Annotated in this window: 14 protein-coding genes; 7 read left to right on the top strand and 7 right to left on the bottom strand. The window is 72.6% G+C overall.

Annotation, left to right across the window (positions count from 1 at the left end):
• Positions 1 to 5 precede the first annotated feature (5 nt).
• On the top strand, positions 6 to 1,109 hold the full coding sequence (locus JGR68_RS11805; RefSeq protein WP_199360016.1) for a PLP-dependent cysteine synthase family protein: 1,104 nt from the start codon (positions 6 to 8) through the stop codon (positions 1,107 to 1,109).
• Between the two features lie 80 nt (positions 1,110 to 1,189).
• Here JGR68_RS11805 and JGR68_RS11800 read toward each other — a convergent pair whose 3' ends face one another.
• Genes JGR68_RS11800 through JGR68_RS11780 form a run of 5 tightly spaced genes read right to left on the bottom strand, consistent with a single transcriptional unit; the run spans position 1,190 to position 4,898 of the window.
• Entirely contained in the window at positions 1,190 to 1,810 is a 621-nt protein-coding gene (locus JGR68_RS11800; RefSeq protein WP_199360017.1) for an ATP-binding cassette domain-containing protein, read from the bottom strand.
• A 28-nt stretch (positions 1,811 to 1,838) separates the two neighbouring features.
• The gene (gene modB, locus JGR68_RS11795) at positions 1,839 to 2,543 is read right to left on the bottom strand and encodes a molybdate ABC transporter permease subunit (protein ID WP_199360018.1); all 705 of its coding nucleotides are present in this window, start codon (positions 2,541 to 2,543) and stop codon (positions 1,839 to 1,841) included.
• Between the two features lie 16 nt (positions 2,544 to 2,559).
• On the bottom strand, positions 2,560 to 3,348 hold the full coding sequence (gene modA / locus JGR68_RS11790; protein ID WP_199360019.1) for a molybdate ABC transporter substrate-binding protein: 789 nt from the start codon (positions 3,346 to 3,348) through the stop codon (positions 2,560 to 2,562).
• Between the two features lie 38 nt (positions 3,349 to 3,386).
• A complete protein-coding gene (locus tag JGR68_RS11785; protein WP_199360020.1) occupies positions 3,387 to 4,229 on the bottom strand; it encodes a S1/P1 nuclease in 843 nt (280 codons plus the stop codon).
• 42 nt (positions 4,230 to 4,271) lie between these two features.
• Positions 4,272 to 4,898 (bottom strand): OmpW family outer membrane protein, encoded by a 627-nt coding sequence (locus JGR68_RS11780; protein WP_199360021.1) that lies wholly within the window; start codon positions 4,896 to 4,898, stop codon positions 4,272 to 4,274.
• A 169-nt stretch (positions 4,899 to 5,067) separates the two neighbouring features.
• Here JGR68_RS11780 and gap point away from each other — a divergent pair, with 169 nt between their 5' ends.
• Positions 5,068 to 6,072, top strand: coding sequence for a type I glyceraldehyde-3-phosphate dehydrogenase (gene gap, locus JGR68_RS11775; RefSeq protein WP_199360022.1), 1,005 nt, complete (start codon positions 5,068 to 5,070; stop codon positions 6,070 to 6,072).
• A gap of 116 nt (positions 6,073 to 6,188) precedes the next feature.
• Positions 6,189 to 8,852, top strand: a complete 2,664-nt coding sequence (locus tag JGR68_RS11770; protein WP_199360023.1) for a DUF2339 domain-containing protein — start codon at positions 6,189 to 6,191, stop codon at positions 8,850 to 8,852.
• 14 nt (positions 8,853 to 8,866) lie between these two features.
• On the opposite strand, the gene JGR68_RS11765 is transcribed toward JGR68_RS11770, so the two are convergent.
• Positions 8,867 to 9,547 carry a DsbA family oxidoreductase gene (locus JGR68_RS11765; protein ID WP_199360024.1) on the bottom strand — a complete coding sequence of 227 codons (681 nt, stop codon included), beginning with the start codon at positions 9,545 to 9,547 and terminating at the stop codon, positions 8,867 to 8,869.
• Positions 9,548 to 9,552: 5 nt separating this feature from the next.
• A complete protein-coding gene (locus tag JGR68_RS11760) occupies positions 9,553 to 9,963 on the bottom strand; it encodes an RDD family protein (RefSeq protein ID WP_234446652.1) in 411 nt (136 codons plus the stop codon).
• 131 nt (positions 9,964 to 10,094) lie between these two features.
• Here JGR68_RS11760 and xerD point away from each other — a divergent pair, with 131 nt between their 5' ends.
• The 4 genes from xerD (at position 10,095) to gspE (ending at position 17,881) form a co-directional block, all read left to right on the top strand.
• Positions 10,095 to 11,048, top strand: a complete 954-nt coding sequence (gene xerD / locus JGR68_RS11755) for a site-specific tyrosine recombinase XerD (RefSeq protein WP_199360026.1) — start codon at positions 10,095 to 10,097, stop codon at positions 11,046 to 11,048.
• A gap of 107 nt (positions 11,049 to 11,155) precedes the next feature.
• Positions 11,156 to 12,022, top strand: coding sequence for a DsbC family protein (locus tag JGR68_RS11750; protein ID WP_199360027.1), 867 nt, complete (start codon positions 11,156 to 11,158; stop codon positions 12,020 to 12,022).
• A gap of 111 nt (positions 12,023 to 12,133) precedes the next feature.
• Complete coding sequence (gene purL / locus JGR68_RS11745; protein WP_199360028.1) at positions 12,134 to 16,096, top strand: phosphoribosylformylglycinamidine synthase; 3,963 nt, start codon at positions 12,134 to 12,136, stop codon at positions 16,094 to 16,096.
• 69 nt (positions 16,097 to 16,165) lie between these two features.
• Positions 16,166 to 17,881 carry a type II secretion system ATPase GspE gene (gspE, locus tag JGR68_RS11740; RefSeq protein ID WP_199360029.1) on the top strand — a complete coding sequence of 572 codons (1,716 nt, stop codon included), beginning with the start codon at positions 16,166 to 16,168 and terminating at the stop codon, positions 17,879 to 17,881.

The following is a 17,881-nucleotide window of genomic DNA, read 5'->3' as shown; positions in this document are numbered from 1 at the left end:
CGGACATGGCGCAGCGCGAGTGGGTGGCCCGCGCCATCCACACCATCGAGGCCGACTTCAACCGCTCGGCCGACACCCACCTGATCCCGATGCCGCTGCCCGGCTATCCGGGCATCGACGTCTACCTCAAGGACGAGTCCAGCCACCCGACCGGCAGCCTCAAGCACCGGCTGGCGCGCTCGCTGTTCCTGTACGCGCTGGCCAACGGCTGGCTGCGCGAGGGCCGTCCGGTGATCGAGGCCTCGAGCGGTTCCACCGCGGTGTCCGAGGCCTATTTCGCCCGCCTGCTCGGCCTGCCCTTCATCGCGGTGATCCCGGCCTCGACCTCGCCGGAAAAGATCGCCGCGATCGAGTTCCACGGCGGCCGCTGCCACCTGGTCGACACCGCCTGCGCGCTCGATGCCGAGTCGCAGCGCGTGGCGCGCGAGAGCGGCGGCCACTTCATGGACCAGTTCACCTATGCCGAGCGCGCGACCGACTGGCGCGCCAACAACAACATCGCCGAGTCGATCTTCCGGCAGATGGCCGAGGAGCCGCACCCGGTCCCGGCCTGGATCGTCTGCAGCCCGGGCACCGGCGGCACCGCGGCGACGCTGGGGCGCTATGCGCGCTACCGCCGCCATGCCACGCGGGTGCTGTGCGTGGATCCGCAGGAATCGGTGTTCCATGACGCCTACCGCGCCGCGCTCGCTGGCGAGCCGTGGCGCGGCTTCACCCATCCGCGTGGCTCGCGGGTCGAAGGCATCGGCCGCCCGCGGGTGGAGCCGAGCTTCATCCCCAGCTGCGTCGACGGCATGCTGAAGGTGCCCGACGCGCTGGCCCTGGCGGCGATGCGCCACGTCAGCGCAACGCTGGGCCGTCGCGTCGGCGGCTCGACCGGCACCAACTTCGTCGGCGTGCTGCACGCCGCGCGCCGCATGCGCGACGCCGGCCAGGACGGTTCGATCGTGACCATCCTCTGCGATGCGGGCGAGCGCTACGCCCACAGCTACTACGACCCGGCGTGGTACCGGGCGAACGGCATCGACACGGAGGGCGCCGACGCGGTGATCGCCGCCGCCGTCGCCGGTGGGACGATCGGGGGCCTGGAACCGCTCGGCGAAGCCTGACTCCGGCGACCTGCGGCGCGCTTGCGGGGCCCGCGGCGGCACTTGACACGGGCGGCCAGGGCCTGGGTGCTGACGCCGGCTCACTCCAGCCGGTGGACCGCTTCCGCCAGCCGGCGCACCTCGTCCGGGTGGTGGCTGACGTAGAGCATCGGCAGCCTGACCTCGTCGCGCACGCGCTGCAGCCAGGGAATCAGCTCCTCGCGCCGCGCGTGGTCCAGGGCCGACAGGGGCTCGTCGAACAGCAGGATGGCCGGCTGGGAGAGCAGCGCGCGGCCGATGGCCACCCGCTGCGCTTCGCCGCCGGACAGGTTGGCGGTGCGTCGGCCCAGCAGCCCGCCGATGCCGAGCAGGGCGACCACCGCATCGAGTTCGAAGCGCGGCCCCTCCGCGCTGCCGGCGTGGCGGCCGTAGAGCAGGTTGCCGCGCACGTCCAGGTGGGGGAACAGCCGCGCGTCCTGGAACACGTAGCCGACTCGGCGCCGGTGCGCCGGCAAGTCGATGCCGCGCGCGCTGTCGAACAGAACACGCCCGTCGACCTCGATGCGTCCCGCGCGCGGCTTGACCAGCCCGGCGATGGCACTGAGCACCGTGGTCTTGCCGGCACCGGACGGGCCGACCAGGGCGATCACCCGCGCGGGGTCCTCGATCGTCACGCGACGCTCGAACCGCCCGCGACGCAGCTGCACGTCGAGGCTCAGCATCGTGCGAGTCCCCCCGGCGGCGTGCGGCTCACGCGTCCTCCCCGTCATCGCGCCGGCCCTGCTGGCGTCGCACCAGCCACTCCGACGCCAGCAGCGCGAGCAGCGAGATCGCCACGGCCACCGCCGCCAGCCGCCAGATGCCGATCTCGCCGCCGGGCACCTGCATCAGCTCGTAGATCGCCGAGGACAGCGTCTGGGTCTCGCCCGGGATGTTGGAGACGAAGGTGATGGTGGCGCCGAACTCGCCCAGCGCCTTGGCGAAGGCGAGCACGCCGCCGGCGACGATGCCCGGCCAGGCCAGCGGCAGGGTGACCGTGGCGAAGACGCGCCACGGACTGGCGCCCAGGGTCGCGGCCGCCTGCTCCAGGCGCCGGTCGACGGCCTCGATCGACAGCCGGATCGCGCGCACCATCAGCGGGAAGCCCATGATCGCGCTCGCCAGCGCCGCGCCGATCCAGTGGAAAGCGAAGCGGATGCCCAGGTGCTCGGCCAGGAAGGCACCCACGGCGCCCTGGCGCCCGAAGAGCACCAGCAGGGCATAGCCGACCACCACCGGTGGCAGCACCAGCGGCAAATGGACCAGCGCGTCGAGCAGCGCCTTGCCGGGGAAGCGCCGGCGCGCGAGCAGCCAGGCCACGGCGATCCCGGGGGGCAGGCTGGCCAACGCGGCCACGCAGGCCACTTTCAGGCTGAGCGCGATGGCCGTGACTTCGGCCGGGCTGAAGGCGGGCATGCTCCCGGCCGCCTGCTCAGAGCAGCCTGAAGCCGCGGCGGGCGAAGATCGCCTGCGCCGGGGGCGTCCGCAGCCAGTCGATGAAGGCCGCGGCCCGCGCATGGCGGCTTGCGCTCACGCGCGCCGCTGGATAGACGATCCCGGGATGCGAGCCTGCCGGGAAGGTGGCCAGCACGCGCACCCGCGGCTCGGCGCGCGCGTCGCTGTCGTAGACCACGCCCAGCGGTGCTTCGCCGCGGGCCACCAGCATCAGCGCCGCGCGTACGTTCTCGACGCCGGCCACGCGCGGCGCCAGCGCGTCCCACATGCCGAGCGAGAGGAAGCCTGCCTTCGCGTAGCGGCCCGCGGGCACGCTGTCGACCATGCCCATGGCGATGCGGCCACGCTGGCCCAGGAGCGGCCGCAGGTCGACGCCTGTGCGCAGCGCCAGCGGCGCCGTCGCCGAAGTGGCCGGGGCGATCAGCACCAGGCTGTTGCCGAGCAGCGCGGTGCGGGTCTCCGCGTCCACCAGGCCACGGGCCTGCAGCTCGTCCATCCAGTCGCTGTCGGCGGGGATGAAGACGTCGGCCGGGGCGCCCTGGGCGATCTGCCGCGCCAGCGCGGAGCTGGCCGCGTAGGAGACGCGAACCCGCTGCCCGGTCGCGCGGCGATAGGCGTCGGCGGCCTCGTCCATCGATTCCTTGAGGCTGGCCGCGGCAAACACCGTCAACGGTGCGTCGTCGGCGCGTGCCGGGCCGGCGGCGACGCCCAGCAGGAGCGTGAGCGCGGCGAGTGCGGCGAGGACCAGGCGGCGGATGGGGGGCATCGATGGGCCTGCGCTGCGCCCGCAACCGGGCCCTGCGACTAGCGGGCCTGCATCGGCGGCGCCAGCGCGTGGTTCAGCAGCTGGGCCAGGCGCACGCCGGCTTCGCGCAGGCGCTGCTCGGCCACCGGCAGGCGGGCCTCGAGGAAGGCCTCGTCGATCACGTGCACGCCATCGGCCGGATAGACCTTGCCGTCCTCGACCAGCTGGCAGGACTCCAGCGCCCAGTCGAGCACGGGGCGATCGGAGGAGAGCGTCGGATCGTGCGGGAGCGGGGTCTCGAGCAGTACGTCGGCGTATTCCTCGGCGGCGAGGTCGCGGCGCTTGATGATCGTGCCGTCCCAGATGCGGTGCAGGTTGCTGCCTTCGCCGCCCAGGTTCACCTGGTAGTCGTTGCCGCCCTTGTCGTCGCGCGGGCTGGCATGCATGGGCTGGTGCAGGTCGCCGACGAAGTGCACCACGAACTTCAGCGCCATGGCACGGTCGGCCGGGTCGCGCGTGGGGTCGGCAAGGATCCGGTAGAGCAGGTTGGTCTGGGTGACGATGCAGTTGTTGCCCTTGCAGTCGCGCGGCGGCTCGAAGCCGCAGCGGCCGTCGAAATTGATGTAGTGCCACTTGGCCGAACGCTTGCCCAGGCCGTCGGGATCGGTGTCGCGCAGCTCGTCGGCCCAGGTGGCCACGCCGGCCAGGGTCGGATCGGCTTCGCCGGCGAGCAGGCGCTCGACCTCGGCGCGCGCGGCCGGGCTGAGGCCGGCATCGGCGATGTGCGCGACGATGCGGTGGCCTTCCGCGCTCCACGCGGAGGCGTCGCCGGCGACGAACGCGCAGGCGAGGGCGAGGACGGGGAGGAAACGGGTCATCGGGCGGTCACGGTTCGGGCGCATGCAGCGATTCTAGCCGCATGCGCCCGGGGTCGCCCGCGCGGTTCAGAAGCGCAGGACGTAGGCCGCGCCGTAGACCAGCGGGTCGATCTTCGCGCTGCCGAGCTTCGCGCCGTCGAGCTTGACGTCGCTGTCGATGTCCATCCAGCGAACGTCGACGCGGATCGCGCCCTTCTGGCCGACCTTGAAGTCCACGCCGGCGTGCAGCGCGAGGCCGAACGAGTCTTCGAGCTCGAGCTTCGAGCCCTGCAGCGGGCCGCGGGTCTCTTCGCTGAAGAAGGTGGTGTAGTTCAGGCCCACGCCCAGCAGCGGCGAAACCTTGCCCTGGCTGTTGAAGTGGTACTGCAGGCTCACCGTCGGCGGCAGGTGCTTCGTGCTGCCGACGCGGCCCAGGCCCTCGATGGCGATCTCGTGCTGGAACGGCAGCGCGGCCAGCACTTCCAGGCCGAGGTTGTCGCGCACGAAGTACTCGAACGCGATGGTCGGGCGGGTGCTGGAGCCGATGTCGAGGGGCAGGGTGCCGCCGGCCAGGGCGCCGTTGTCGGAGTCCGGGTTGACCTGGTGGGCGCCGATCGCGACCGTCCAGTCGCCTGCGGACTGGGCGAGGGCGGCGGGCGCGGCGAGGACGCCGGCGATGGCCAGGGCGAGCAGGGGGAGGGTCTTGCGGAGCATGTGGGACGCCTTCTAGCGGTGGGGATGGCGACATGGTGCGTCGAGCCATACCCAGCCGCATTGACGACGATCAAGTCCGGGCCCCGCGCGCCGGGGCCTGCTAAAATGGGCGTTCTGCGTGTTCCACCCACCCTTGCCGCGGCGCGCGGCGATACGGAGTCTGCATTCCATGGCGATCAAGGTAGGCATCAACGGTTTCGGCCGCATCGGGCGCAACGTCCTGCGTTCGGCGGTGGAGAATTTCGGCAACGACATCGAGATCGTCGCCATCAACGACCTGCTGGAGCCGGACTACCTGGCCTACATGCTGAAGTACGACTCGGTGCACGGCCGCTTCGACGGTGACGTCTCGATCGACAACGGCACACTGGTGGTCAACGGCACGCGCATCCGCCTGACCCAGGAGCGTGATCCGGCCAACCTGAAGTGGGACGAGGTCGGCGCCGACGTCGTCATCGAGTCCACCGGCCTGTTCCTCGACAAGGCCACCGCGCAGAAGCATCTGGACGCCGGCGCGAAGAAGGTGATCCTGTCGGCGCCGTCGAAGGACGACACGCCGATGTTCGTCTACGGCGTGAACCACGAAAAGTATGCCGGCGAGGCGATCGTCTCCAACGCGTCGTGCACCACGAACTGCCTGGCGCCGATCGCCAAGGTGCTCAACGACAAGTGGGGCATCAAGCGCGGCCTGATGACCACCGTGCACGCCGCCACGGCCAGCCAGAAGGTGGTCGACGGCCCGTCCAACAAGGACTGGCGCGGCGGCCGCGGCATCCTCGAGAACATCATCCCGTCGTCCACCGGCGCGGCCAAGGCCGTGGGCAAGGTGATTCCGGAGCTCAATGGCAAGCTGACCGGCATGAGCTTCCGCATCCCGACGTCCGACGTCTCGGTGGTCGACCTGACGGTCGAGCTCGAGAAGGGCGCGAGCTACGCCGAGATCTGCGCGGAGATGAAGGCGCAGTCGGAAGGCGCGCTGAAGGGCATCCTCGGCTACACCGAGGACAAGGTCGTCGCCACCGACTTCCGCGGCGACGCACGCACCTCGATCTTCGACGCCGAGGCCGGCATCCAGCTCGACGACACCTTCGTCAAGCTGGTGGCCTGGTACGACAACGAGTGGGGCTACTCCAACAAGTGCCTGGAGCTCGCCCGCGTGGTGGCCGCGAAGTAAGGCCGCAGCCACGTTGGACCACGGAAGCCCCGCCTCGCGCGGGGCTTCCTGTTTGTGGGTGGGTGCGCCAAGGTGCCCTCTGGGCCGTGGCGACGGCAGGGGAAGGGATCGCACGGATGGAATCGATGCTGATGCTGTTGGGGCTGGCGGTGCTCTCGTTGCCGGTGCTGCTGGTGGTGGCGCTGGTGGGCCTGGGGGACCTGAAGCGGCGGGTGGCTGAACTCGAGGCGGCGCTGGCGCGCGTCCAGACGCCGTCGGTGCAGGCGCAGGCGAAGCCGGGCACCGCACCGCTGCCGGCCGCGTGGTTGGACGCGGCTGCGATGTCACCGCCGTCGCCGAGGTCCGGGTCGACGCCGGAGCCGAGACCGACGCCGACGCCGACGCAGACACCAGCAACGGTTTCGGCATCACGCGCGCCTTCACCCGCACCCGCGCGCCGCGTCGAACCGATCGCGGCGGAAGCGCGACGTGCCCCCGCGTCTCCGCCTCCTTTCGACCGCCTGGCGAACGCGGTGCGCCGCTGGTTCACCGAGGGCAACGTGCCGGTCAAGGTGGGCGTGTTGGTCCTGCTGGCCGGCGTCGCCGCGCTGCTGCGATATGCCAGCAACCAGGGCTGGCTGACTTTGCCCATCGGCCTGCGCCTTGCGGCCATTGCCGCGGCGGCACTGATGGCGCTGGCCTTTGCGTGGCGCAAGCGCAGCAGCCACCGCAGCTTCGCATTGGCGGTGCAGGGCGGGGCGATCGGCGTACTGCTGCTGGTGGTGTACGCGGCCTTCAAGCTGTACGCCATGCTGCCGGCAGGCGCGGCGTTCGCGATCAGCGTGGTCCTGGTGGCGGCGCTGGGCGCGCTGGCCGTGCTGCAGGGTTCGCGCACGCTGGCGGTGCTCGGGATCCTCGCTGGCTTCATGGCGCCGATCTGGCTGTCGTCGGGCAGCGGCAACCACGTGGTGCTGTTCTCGTACTACGCCCTGCTCAACGCGGCGATCTTCGCCATCGCCTGGCTGCGGCCCTGGCGCGAGCTCAACCTGCTGGGTTGGATCTTCACCTGGGGCATCGGGGTCGCCTGGGGCGTGCTGGCCTATGAGCCGTCCAAGTTCGCCACCACGCAGCCCTTCCTGCTGCTGTTCTTCGCCTTCTACCTGCTGCTGCCGATCCTCTACGCCCGACGCAGGCCGCCGGGCCGGCGCGACGTGGTCGACGGCTGCCTGCTGTTCGGCACCCCGCTGATCGCCTTCAGCCTGCAGGCGGCGCTGCTCGAAGGGGAGCGCACGCAGCTGGCACTGTGCGCCGTGGCGCTGGCCGCGATCTATGCCGCGCTGGCCTGGTGGCAGCGGCGGGGCCCGCACGCGGTGCTTGCCGAGGCCTACGTCCTGCTTGCAGGCGGCTTCGCGACGCTGGCCGTGCCGCTGGCGCTGTCGGCGCGTGCGACCGCGGCGGTGTTCGCGGTCGAGGGCGCCGCGCTGGTGTGGCTGGGGCTACGCACCGGGCGGGGTCTGCCGCGCTGGATCGGCACCTGCCTGCAGCTGGCTGCGGCCGTGTCGTTCTCCATCGGTGTGGCGGGGCATGTGCACGATGCGCCCGTGCTTGCCAACGCAAGGTTCACCGGCGCGCTGCTGCTGGCGATGGCGGGCTTCGCCAGCGCGTGGTGGTATCGCGGGGCGGGGCGGACACCGGCTGCGCTGGCGTTCTACCTCTGGGGCCTGGCCTGGTGGCTCGGCAACGCCGTGCAGGAAGTCGACGCTCACGTCGCCAGCGGCCTCCGCGCCGACGTGCTGCTGGTCGCGGTCGCGCTCACCACCCTGCTTGCAGCGGAAGCGCATCGCTGGCGCCCGGCTCCGGCGCTGGTGCTGACGGTGCTCGGTGCCTTCGTACTGGCGGCGCCGCTGGCGATCCTGCAGATGGATGCCCATGGCCAGCCGTTCGCGGGCTGGGGCGCGGCGGCCTGGCTGGCGTTCGCTGCTTGCGGTGTGCGCAGCCTCGCCTGCCTCCGGACGGACGGCGGACAACCGGCAGCCTGGAGCCAGTTCGCCTGGTGGCTGCTGTGGGCGCTGGTGGGTTCGCTGTCCGCGTGGGAGCTCGCGCGCGACATGGCGCTTGGCGGAGGCTGGCGCTTGGCATTGCCCGCGCTGCCATGGCTTGCGCTGCTGGCCCTGGGGCAATTCCGCTGGCGCCGGTTGCGATGGCCGCTGGGCCCAGGGTTCGACGCCATGCACCCGGCGTTCATGGCGACCTGCCTGGCCCTGGTCGGCGTCGGCTGGCTGCGCGCGCTGCGCGATGCCGGCGACAGCGCGCCCCTGCCATGGCTGCCCCTGGTCAATCCCCTGGATCTCGTCCAGCTCGCGGCGCTGGGGCTGTTCGCCCGCTGGCTGTGGTCGTCGCAGGCGCCGGCGTTCGCCCGGCGGCGGGTGGCGCTGCTGTCGTCGGCCGGATTCCTGCTGGTCACGTGCATCACCCTGCGCGCGGTGCACCACTGGGGCGGCGTGCCGTGGGGCGAGGGCCTCTGGTCGACCAGCCTGGCGCAGACCGCGCTGACCGTGGTCTGGAGCGTGCTTGGCGTGGCCGGCTGGATCGGCGGTTCACGCCGGGGGCAGCGCGTGCTGTGGCTGGCCGGCGCGGTGCTGATGGCGGTGGTGCTGGCCAAGCTCGTGCTGGTCGACCGCCAGCACCTGGGCGATCTGCTCGGCATCGGCTCGTTCATCGCCTATGGCCTGCTGTGCACGCTGGTGGGCTGGTTTGCGCCAGCGCCGCCGCGTGCGCCGCCGGGTGCCGCCGGTTCCTGAGCGCGGTGCCCCGGTCAGGCCTCGCAGCCGTCGGGCCCGCAGGCCGCACCGTCGCCCGATGCCGGCGGCGGCGCAAGTTTGCGCAGCGCCTCGGCCAGGGCCTCCGGCGGGTGCGCGCCCTGGATGCCGTGCTGGCCGTCGACGACGAAGGTCGGCACCGCGCGGATCCCCATCGCCTGCGCGCGGGCCAGCGCGGCCTGCACCTCGGCCACGCCCTCGTCGGAATCCAGCATCGCGCGCACGCGCGCTTCCGCGAGGCCGCCCGCGGCGCCGGCCGCAACCAGCACCCCGGGATCGGCCAGGTTGCGGCCCTCGGCGAAGTGCGCGCGGAACAGCGCCTCGCCCACCGCTTCGGCATCGCCCTCGCGCGCGGCCAGCCCCATGAGCCGGTGGCCGTGCAGGGTGGTCACGCGCACCTGGCCGCGGTCGAAGTCCATCGGCAGGCCTTCGGCGCGCGCGGTGGCCTGGGTCTGCGCCAGGAGCTCCGCGGCGCGCGCCTCGCCGCCGAACTTGGCGGCATAGGCCTCGCGCAGGGGGACCGGCGTGGCGTCGGCGTCCGGATCCAGCAGGAAGGGATGCCAGTGCACCGCGACGGCCGGAGCGTCGTCGCCCAATATTGCGAGCGCGCGCTGCAGGCGGTGCTTGCCGATCCAGCACCAGGGGCAGACCAGGTCGGACCAGATGTCGATGCGCATGGGAGTCACCTCGTCGTTTTCGGTTCGTGGACCATGTGCGTGCCCGCCGCGCGGTCGTGCCAGGTCAGGCGGTCGCGGTCGAACCACGCCCACCAGAAGCCAAGTCCGCCCGCCGCCACCGACAGCGTGGCCACCGCGTAGCGCAGCCAGGCGCCGTGCCACGAGAGCGTGGCGCCGCCGGTAGCCGCCACCCGCAGGCGCCACGGACGCATGCCCAGCGTCTGGCCGCCGCGACGCCAGCTGGCCGTCGCATAGGCGCCGGTCACCAGCCAGCAGCACAGCCACAGCAGCCACTGCAGCGGGCTCCAGGGTTCGATGTTCTCGCGCGGCGCGTGTCCGGCAAGGGTGTAGCCCACGGCGAACAGGAAGCCGAGCAGGAACCACATCGACAGCACCGGCAGCAGGTCGTAGACCATCGCGAGCACGCGCTTGCCGAGATGTGCGCCGGCACGCGCGCCGTGTCGGGCTGCTGGCTTGGGGGTGTCGAGCGAGGTGTCCGCGTCCATCGCCACAGGATAGCCGCCGCCGTCCGCGCGCCGCTAAGCTCGTGGCCATGACCGCGACCACGCCCGCCGAGCGCCGCGCCCGTGTGCTGGCCCTGCCGGCACTGCGCGACGCCGATGCGCGTGCCATCGACGGCTTCGTCGATGCCTGGTGGGCCGAGTCGGGTGCCGCACGCCAGACCCTGGATGGCTATCGCCGCGACCTGCAGGGCTTCGCGCGCTGGCGCGACCGCGGCGACATCGCCGACGCCGACCGGGCCGGCCTGTTCGACTACCTCGCCTGGCGCAGCCGCGAGGGCTGGTCGCCGCGCAGCAATGCCCGCCTGCTGTCGGCGCTGCGGGCCTTCTATGGCTGGCGGCTGCGCCAGGGCCTGCGCAGCGACGATCCCACCGCGCTGCTCGAGCCGCCGCGCCTGCCGCGGCTGCTGCCCAAGGCGCTGTCGGAAAGCGACATCGGGCGCCTGCTCGAGGCGCCCGACGCCGACACCGCGGACGGGCTGCGCGACCGCGCCATGCTCGAGCTGATGTATGCCTGCGGGCTGCGCGTGAGCGAGCTGGTCGACCTGCCCGCGACCGGCGTGAACCTGCGCCAGGGCGTGCTGCGCGTGGCCGGCAAGGGCGGCAAGGAGCGCCTGGTGCCGCTGGGCGAGCAGGCGCAGGACTGGCTCGAGCGCTACCTGGCGCGGTCACGGCCGGCGCTGGCCGGGCGCGCCACGCCGGCGGCGCTGTTCCTCACCACGCGCGCGGCAGCGCTCAGCCGCCAGGGCTTCTGGGCGCTGGTGAAGCGCCATGCCGCGGCGGCCGGCGTCGACCCCGCGCGCGTCAGCCCGCACGGCCTGCGCCACAGCTTCGCCACCCACCTGCTCAACCATGGCGCCGACCTGCGCTCGCTGCAGATGCTGCTGGGCCACAGCTCGCTGTCGACCACCCAGATCTACACCCTGGTCGCGCGCGAGCAGCTCAAGCGCCTGCACGCCCGGCATCACCCGCGGGCCTGAAAGCCCGTGCAACGGCGGGCCGGGCGGCCGGCGCCCGCGCCCGGGCCTCGTGCGAGAATGCAGGGTATTGGCGCCGCCGCGCGGCGCTGCCCGGATCGAGACCGCGAATGAAGTCCCTGTTGCCCCTGCTGCTCTGCGCCGTCAGCCTCACCGCCTGCGCCCAGGCTCCCGACACCGCCGCGGGCGAGGGCGCCGCTGCCGTCGAACGCGCGCCTGCGCAGGGACTGGCCAGCGCCGAAGCGGGCTCGGTCGACGCGCGCGCGATCCAGGCGCTGCAGTCGATCAATCCGCGCATCGAGGTCGACCACGTGGGTCCGGCGCCGCTGCCGGGCTTCCGCGAGGCGGTGGTTGGCGGGCAGGTGGTCTACATCAGCGATGACGGCCGCTACCTGCTGCAGGGCGCGCTCTACGACGTGGTCGAGAAGACCGACCTCAGCCAGGCCGGCATGGCCGAAGTGCGGCGCCGGTTGCTGGCCACGATCCCGGCCTCGGAGCGCATCGTGTTCGCGCCCGAGAACCCCGAGTACACGGTGAGCGTGTTCACCGACGTCGAGTGCGGCTACTGCCAGAAGCTCCACCAGGACATCGCCGAGTACAACCGCCTGGGGATCGCGATCGAGTACCTGGCCTTCCCGCGCATGGGCCCGGCCAGCGAGGACTTCGCCAAGATGGTCGCGGTCTGGTGCGCGGCCGATCGTGGCGCGGCGCTGACCGCCGCCAAGGAAGGGCGCAAGGTCGCCTCGCGCGACTGCACCAACCCGGTGGCGCGCCACTACGACATCGGCCGCCGCGTCGGCCTGACCGGCACGCCGATGATCGTCACCGCTTCGGGCGTGCAGATGCCGGGCTACATGCCGCCGGCCGACCTGCGCGCCGCGCTCGACGAACTGGCCGGCAAGGCCTCGCCGGCCGAAGCTGCCGCCGCGCCCGCCGCGCCCGCCGCTCCGGCCGCCGGGGCCGCCGGCAGCCGTTGACCGCCCCCGGCCGCGCCGCGGCCGGCCACCCCTGACCGCCGGACGCCGCGCCGCGCGCGGTCGCCCGGCTTCGCTACAATGGCGGGCCCGTTTCCACGGTCGAACCCGGACATGATCGTCCTCGAGGGCCTGCCCGCCCTGTCGCCGTTCCGGCGCGAACGCCTCCAGGCCCGCCTGCAAGCCATCGATCCCGCGCTGCGCGTCACCGGCGCCTGGCACGTGTACTGGATCGCCGCCGAAGCCGGCGCCACGCCCGACCCGGCGGTGCTGCACCGCATCTTGCAGGCGTCCGCCAGCGTCGAGGCCGCGGCCCCCGGCACCACCACCCGCTTCGTCTCGCCGCGCCTGGGCACGCTGTCGCCCTGGGCCAGCAAGGCCGGCGAACTGCTGCGCGGCGCCGGCGTGCCGGTGAAGCGCGTGGAGCGCGGCACCCGCGTCGACGTCGCCGGCTGGCCGGCCGATGCCGCGGCCGCCGCGGCGGTCGAGCGCCTGCTGCACGATCCGATGACCCAGTCGCTGCTGGTCTCGCACGCGGGCGCGGAAGCGCTGTTCGGCGCGCCGGCCCGGGGCGAGGTCGAGGTGGTCCCGCTGGCGACGCTGGAAGACGCCAACCGGCGCCTCGGCCTGGCGCTGGCCGAGGACGAGATCGCCTACCTGCGCGAGCGCTACGCCGCGCTGGGCCGCGATCCCCACGACGTCGAGCTGATGATGTTCGCGCAGGCCAACTCCGAGCACTGCCGCCACAAGATCTTCAATGCGTCGTGGACCATCGACGGCGAGGACATGCGTGCGCCGTCGGGCGGGCCGCAGTCGCTGTTCCGGATGATCCGGCACACCCACGCGCAGACCCCCGCGCACACGTTGTCGGCCTACAGCGACAACGCTGCGGTGGTCGAGGGCTATCCGGCGCGGCGCTTCCGCCCGGATCCGGACACCGCCATGTACCGCGCCGAAGCGGCGATCGACAGCGCGTTCTGCATCAAGGTCGAGACCCACAACCATCCGACGGCGATCTCGCCGTTCGCCGGGGCCTCGACCGGCGCCGGCGGCGAGATCCGCGACGAGGGCGCCACCGGCCGCGGCGGCAAGCCCAAGGCGGGCCTGGTCGGCTTCAGCGTCTCGCACCTGCGCATCCCGGCGCTGCCGCAGCCCTGGGAACAGCCGCGCGCGCTGAACCCGCGCATGGCCCCGGCGCTGGAAATCATGACCGACGGCCCGTTGGGCGCGGCGGCGTTCAACAACGAATTCGGCCGCCCCAACCTCACCGGCTACTTCCGCAGCTTCGAGCTGCCGGAGGCCGACGGCCTGGTCCGCGCCTACGACAAGCCGATCATGCTCGCCGGCGGCCTGGGCGCGATCGACCGCGACCAGGTGGCCAAGCGCCGGCTGTCGCCGGGCGACGCGGTGATCGTGCTCGGCGGCCCGGCGATGCTGATCGGCCTGGGCGGCGGCGCCGCGAGCTCGGTGGCCTCGGGCGAAAGCGCCGAGGACCTCGATTTCGCCAGCGTGCAGCGCGACAACCCGGAAATGGAGCGCCGCTGCCAGGAGGTCCTCGACCGCTGCGCGGCCAGGGGCGAGGACGGCAATCCGATCAAGTGGTGCCACGACGTCGGCGCCGGCGGCCTGTCCAACGCGATCCCCGAGCTGCTGCACGATTCCGGCGTGGGCGGCGTGGTCGACCTCGGCCGGGTGCCCAGCGACGATCCGTCGCTGTCGCCGATGCAGCTGTGGTGCAACGAATCGCAGGAACGCTACGTGCTCGGCATCGCCGCCGACCGCCTCGACGACTTCGCCGCGCTGTGCCGGCGCGAACGCTGTCCGTTCGCGGTGGTGGGCGTGGCGACGGCCGAGGAGCGGCTGGTGGTCGGCTACGGCGTGCTGGCGCCGTCGGCGTCCGGGCTCGGCCTGGCGCTGCAGCCGCGCGACGCGGCCGCCGAGACGCTGCCGATCGACCTGCCGATGGACCTCATCTTCGGCAAGGCGCCGAAGATGCACCGCGACACCGCGCGCGCCACGCCCCACCGCTGGCCGCAGCTCGACGTCGTCGCGCTCGCCGCGGGCGGCGGTGCCGGCGAGGCCCTGCACGAGGCCGGCCTGCGCGTGCTGGCGCATCCGACGGTCGCCGCCAAGCAGTTCCTGGTCACCATCGGCGACCGCAGCGTCGGCGGGCTGACCGCGCGCGACCAGATGATCGGCCCCTGGCAGCTGCCGGTGGCCGACTGCGCGATCACCCTGGCCGGCTTCCACGGCCATTCCGGCGAGGCGATGGCGATCGGCGAGCGCACGCCGCTGGCGCTGATCGACGCCGCCGCCAGCGCGCGCATGGCCGTGGGCGAGGCGATCACCAACCTGTGCGCCGCGCCGGTCGAGTCGCTGGCGCGCACCAAGCTGTCGGCCAACTGGATGGCCGCCGCCGGGCATCCCGGCGAGGACGCGCGCCTCTTCGACGCCGTGCACGCGGTCGGCATGCAGCTGTGCCCGGAGATCGAGCTGTCGATCCCGGTGGGCAAGGACTCGCTGTCGATGCAGGCGCAGTGGCAGGACGCGGACGGCCAGCAGAAGTCGGTGTCGCCGGTCTCGCTGGTGGTCAGCGCCTTCGCGCCGGTGGCCGACGTGCGCGCGCAGCTGACCCCGCTGCTGGCGCGCCAGGCCGGCACCGAGCTGTGGCTCATCGGCCTGGGCGCCGGCAAGCAGCGCATGGGCGGCTCGATCCTGTCGCAGGTGCACGGCGCATTTGGTGGCGCCTGCCCGGATCTCGACGATCCGCAGCGGCTGCGGGCCTTCTTCGAACTGGTCTGCGAGGCGCGCGAGGCCGGCCTGCTGCTGGCCTACCACGACCGTTCCGACGGCGGGGTCTTCGCCAGCCTGTGCGAGATGGCGTTCTGCTCGCGCGTGGGCCTCGACATCGACCTCGATGCCTGGGGCGACGACCGCACCGAGAACGTCTTCCGGACCCTGTTCAACGAGGAGCTGGGCGCGGTGGTGCAGATCGCGGTCGACGACCGCGTGGAGTTCGCCGACCTGGTCGCGCGCCACGGCCTGGTGGAGTGCGCTCAGCGCATCGCGCGCCCGACCACGGCGTCCTCGGTGCGCGTGCTCGCCGGGGGCGAGGTCATGGCCGAGTGGGTCTGGGAAGACCTGTTCGGCGCCTGGTGGTCGGTCAGCCATGCCATGCAGCGCCAGCGCGACAATCCCGAGTGCGCCGACGCCGAGCGCGCCGCCGCGCTGCGCTTCGACGCGCCCGGCCTGCATCCGGAACTCGGCTTCAATCCCGCCGAGGACATCGCCGCGCCCTATGTCTCCACCGGCGCCGCCCCGCGCGTGGCGGTGCTGCGCGAGCAGGGCGTCAACGGCCAGGTGGAGATGGCCGCGGCGTTCACGCTCGCCGGCTTCGAGGCCGTCGACGTGCACATGAGCGACCTGGTCGAAGGCCGCGCCACGCTGGCCGACTTTGCCGGCCTCGCGGCCTGCGGCGGCTTCAGCTACGGCGACGTGCTCGGCGCGGGCCGCGGCTGGGCGACCTCGATCCTGGAGCGCGAGGCCCTGCGCGAGATGTTCGAACGCTTCTTCGCCCGCGGCGACAGCTTCGCCCTGGGCGTCTGCAACGGCTGCCAGATGCTGTCGCAGCTGAAGGACATCGTGCCGGGCGCCGCGCACTGGCCGACCTTCCTGCGCAACCGCAGCGAGCAGTTCGAAGCGCGGCTGTCGATGCTCGAAGTGCTGGACTCGCCTTCGCTGTTCCTGCGCGGCATGGCCGGCTCGCGGATCCCGGTGGTGGTCTCGCACGGCGAAGGGCGCGCGCAGTTCGCCAGCGATGCCGATCGCGCCGCCGCCCGCGTGGCGCTGCGCTACGTCGAAGGCGACGGGCGGCCCGCGACGGGCTACCCGGCCAATCCGAACGGCTCCGACGACGCCGTGGCCGGGCTGGCCAGCGATGACGGCCGCGCCACCCTGCTGATGCCGCACCCCGAGCGCACCCTGGCCACGGCCAACTTCAGCTGGGCGCCGGCCACGTGGCCCGAAGCCTCGCCGTGGCTGCGCATGTTCAGGAACGCGCGCGTGGCCGTCGGCTGACGCGCCGGCAGGAAGCCGGGGCGCGTTTGCTACAGTGCTGGCCCCCTTCCTGGCGAGCCCCCGCACCGAATGAACGCCGCCGCGGAGCAGACCACCGGAGCCGTCGGCGCCGACGAGCGCATCGTCGCCGCGCTGCTCGAAAAGGGCCGACTGAAAGAGGCCGACCTGGCCCGCGCGCGGCGACTCCAGGAGGAGACCGGGGGCAGCCTGCTCGGGCTGCTGGGTCGCCTTGGCCTGGTGTCGGAACGCGACCACGCCGAGACCTGTGCCGCCGTCCTGGGCCTGCCGCTCGCCAGCGCCAAGGACATGCCGGAACTGCCGCCGGAGGGCACGCCCCTGGGCGTGCGCTTCATGACCCAGTTCCACGTGATCCCGGTGGCCGAGGGCGATGACGTCGTCGACGTGCTCGCGGCCGATCCCCAGGAGTCCTATGCGCTCGATGCCGTGCGCCTGGCGACCGGCAAGCCGGTGCGCACGCGCGTGGCCCTGCGCTCGGAGATCTCGGACCTGATCGAGCGCTGGCACGGCCAGGGCCGCAGCGCGATGGGCGCGATCGTCGAGACCGCCGAGGGCGAAGGCGGCGACATGGACGACGTCGAGCACCTGCGCGACCTGGCAAGCGAGGCGCCGGTGATCCGGCTGGTGAACCTGGTCATCCAGCGCGCGGTCGAGCTCCGCGCGTCCGACATCCACGTCGAGCCGTTCGAGAACCGGCTCAAGGTCCGCTACCGCGTCGATGGCGTACTGGAAGAAGGCGAGAGCCCGCCGACCAACCTCACCGCCGCCGTGATCAGCCGCATCAAGATCATGGCCAAGCTCAACATCGCCGAGCGCCGCCTGCCGCAGGACGGCCGCATCATGCTGCGCGTGCAGGGCAAGGAGCTCGACCTGCGCGTGTCGACCGTGCCCACCGCGCACGGCGAGAGCGTGGTCATGCGCCTGCTCGACCGCGAAACGGTGGTGTTCGACTTCCACCGTCTGGGCTTCACCGACGAGTTCCTGCCGCGCTTCAACCACGTGCTGCAGCAACCGCACGGCATCCTGCTGGTCACCGGCCCCACCGGCTCGGGCAAGACCACGACGCTGTACACGGCGCTCTCCAAGCTCAACCAGCCGACGGTCAAGATCATCACCGTCGAGGACCCGGTCGAGTACCAGATCGAGGGCATCAACCAGATCCAGGCCAAGCCGCAGATCGGCCTGGACTTCGCCAACGCCCTGCGCAGCATCGTGCGCCAGGACCCCGACATCATCATGATCGGCGAGATGCGCGACCTGGAAACCGCGCGCATCGCGATCCAGTCCGCGTTGACCGGCCACCTGGTGCTCAGCACGCTGCACACCAACAACGCCGCCGGCGGCATCACCCGCATGCTCGACATGGGCGTCGAGGACTACCTGCTCACCTCGACCATCAACGGCATCCTCGCCCAGCGCCTGGTGCGCAGGCTCGAGCCGACCCACGCCGAGCGCTATCCCGCCAGCCCGGAAGAGATCGCCAAGTTCGACCTGCGCCGCTTCCAGCCCGAAGGCGAGATTGCCCTGTACCGCCCGCGCGGTTCGGCCATCGCGCCCACCGGCTACCTCGGCCGCACCACCATCGTCGAATTCCTGGTGATGGACGACGCCCTGCGCCGCGCGGTCATGCGCCACGCCGGCATGGGCGAGCTCGAGCAACTGGCGCGCGACGCCGGCATGCAGACGATGTACGAGGACGGCATCCGCAAGGCGCTGGCCGGGCAGACCACGATCGAGGAAGTGCTGCGCGTCACCGAGGACGCCTGA

Source organism: Luteimonas sp. MC1750 (assembly GCF_016615955.1).
Lineage (GTDB): Bacteria > Pseudomonadota > Gammaproteobacteria > Xanthomonadales > Xanthomonadaceae > Luteimonas.
Note: the sequence above shows the minus strand (reverse complement) of the source record. Positions and strands in the feature narration are given on the sequence as shown.

Excerpts from the sequence above, each read along its gene's own strand:
- JGR68_RS11760 (WP_234446652.1), bottom strand. The coding sequence starts at position 9,963 with ATGGTCTACGACCTGCTGCCGGTGCTGTCGATGTGGTTCCTGCTCGGC.
- gap (WP_199360022.1), top strand. The coding sequence starts at position 5,068 with ATGGCGATCAAGGTAGGCATCAACGGTTTCGGCCGCATCGGGCGCAAC.
- JGR68_RS11800 (WP_199360017.1), bottom strand. The coding sequence starts at position 1,810 with ATGCTGAGCCTCGACGTGCAGCTGCGTCGCGGGCGGTTCGAGCGTCGC.
- purL (WP_199360028.1), top strand. The coding sequence starts at position 12,134 with ATGATCGTCCTCGAGGGCCTGCCCGCCCTGTCGCCGTTCCGGCGCGAA.
- JGR68_RS11785 (WP_199360020.1), bottom strand. The coding sequence starts at position 4,229 with ATGCGCCCGAACCGTGACCGCCCGATGACCCGTTTCCTCCCCGTCCTC.
- gspE (WP_199360029.1), top strand. The coding sequence starts at position 16,166 with ATGAACGCCGCCGCGGAGCAGACCACCGGAGCCGTCGGCGCCGACGAG.
- modA (WP_199360019.1), bottom strand. The coding sequence starts at position 3,348 with ATGCCCCCCATCCGCCGCCTGGTCCTCGCCGCACTCGCCGCGCTCACG.
- JGR68_RS11765 (WP_199360024.1), bottom strand. The coding sequence starts at position 9,547 with ATGCGCATCGACATCTGGTCCGACCTGGTCTGCCCCTGGTGCTGGATC.
- JGR68_RS11780 (WP_199360021.1), bottom strand. The coding sequence starts at position 4,898 with ATGCTCCGCAAGACCCTCCCCCTGCTCGCCCTGGCCATCGCCGGCGTC.
- modB (WP_199360018.1), bottom strand. The coding sequence starts at position 2,543 with ATGCCCGCCTTCAGCCCGGCCGAAGTCACGGCCATCGCGCTCAGCCTG.
- JGR68_RS11750 (WP_199360027.1), top strand. The coding sequence starts at position 11,156 with ATGAAGTCCCTGTTGCCCCTGCTGCTCTGCGCCGTCAGCCTCACCGCC.
- JGR68_RS11770 (WP_199360023.1), top strand. The coding sequence starts at position 6,189 with ATGGAATCGATGCTGATGCTGTTGGGGCTGGCGGTGCTCTCGTTGCCG.
- JGR68_RS11805 (WP_199360016.1), top strand. The coding sequence starts at position 6 with ATGGCGCAGCGCGAGTGGGTGGCCCGCGCCATCCACACCATCGAGGCC.